Below are 1,199 nucleotides of genomic sequence, written 5' to 3'. Positions count from 1 at the left end.
TACTAGAACTATGACCAGCAAAAAATAGAATATCCCAACATTGCTCCCAAAGGGCTTCATTGACTTGCTGACGCTGGGGTTCTATGAGGAATTTTATCTGAGCATCAGGTAATTGCTCTAGCAACTTCTGATCTGCTTCAGTATCAATACCAATACTATTTCCTATAATTGCTAAAATTCTTACCTTCGTGTGAGGCTTGGGATTTAGAGTCACTGGTTCATACTTTAAGGCACTTAAAGCAATTTCCGCCTTGCAATAGCGTTCCCAAAAATCCCACAGATGCCAGGGCAGTCGCCGTAAACAACTGTTCTCGGTTTGAATAATTAGACGGATTTCATCGGAGGGTGATAGTTGTTCGAGTAATTTCTCCTTAATCGGTCGAAATGGCTCTGAAGATAGCCAAGCATTTAAGCGATCGCCTAAGACTTGGGCAGCATTGTAGCACCGTTCCAGTTTAGATACATTCGTCACTTGTACCACTGATGCTTCTAGACGGGAACGTAACCCCAAACTGTGATAACTCGTTGTCCAACTTTGGCACGATTGCAGAATTTCAGGAGCAGGAGGTAGCCTGCCAGTGATTTCCAACAAGGGTCTTTTGCCCTCTTCCCAAATCTGTAAAGTGACTGGAAACCCTTTGTCAAAACAACCATCTCCTATCTTTAAGACAACTAATTTCCCAATACTGCGCGTGTTATTGGTCATTGGTCATGGACACTTGTGTTGCAGATGTGATTTGTCCCCTAATTTTACCTATTTATAGAGGTTTATATAAGTTTATAGAGGGTGTATCGGTGTCTTAGGATTGACCACTGAGTGATATCAAAACTGATATCAAACAAGACACCAGATAACCGATCTATTCCCGAAGGACTTTGAATTATAACGCTTTCAGTGGTGTGTCGATGGCTAAATTCGATAATTCCTAGATTGGCGGTAGGCCAGACTATAGGATCAGATGGCAAAATCCTCAATAATCCTGGCATCGCCAAGGGCAACTTCGACACTAAATTGCTCTCCTGGTACACCACTGAACTGCAATTGAATGTAATTATCGATTTGTCTGGCTTGGGCTTCGAGAAACACTGTTCCGGATGCATCCAGCACAGTGAGGGTGAGGTTGGGAGGCAAATAGGTTTTCTTGCCGGTGGGATATACCTGGAGGCAAATATTTTGCTTAAGTTCAGATTCTGGGAGA

The 1,199-nt window shown here is 42.9% G+C and carries 1 protein-coding gene and 1 pseudogene; both read right to left on the bottom strand.

Translation table 11 applies throughout. The annotated features are described in order from the left end of the window. Positions 1 to 706, bottom strand: a pseudogene (locus tag F6K53_RS43920) (sensor protein Chase2); the annotation flags it as partial. A 249-nt stretch (positions 707 to 955) separates the two neighbouring features. Next, positions 956 to 1,199, bottom strand: a 244-nt coding sequence (locus tag F6K53_RS43915) for a DUF1822 family protein (protein ID WP_293087133.1), incomplete at its 5' end; no start/stop codon positions are given.

The organism is Moorena sp. SIO4A1 (genome assembly GCF_010672065.1).
Taxonomy (GTDB): Bacteria; Cyanobacteriota; Cyanobacteriia; order Cyanobacteriales; family Coleofasciculaceae; genus Moorena.
Note: the sequence above shows the minus strand (reverse complement) of the source record. Positions and strands in the feature narration are given on the sequence as shown.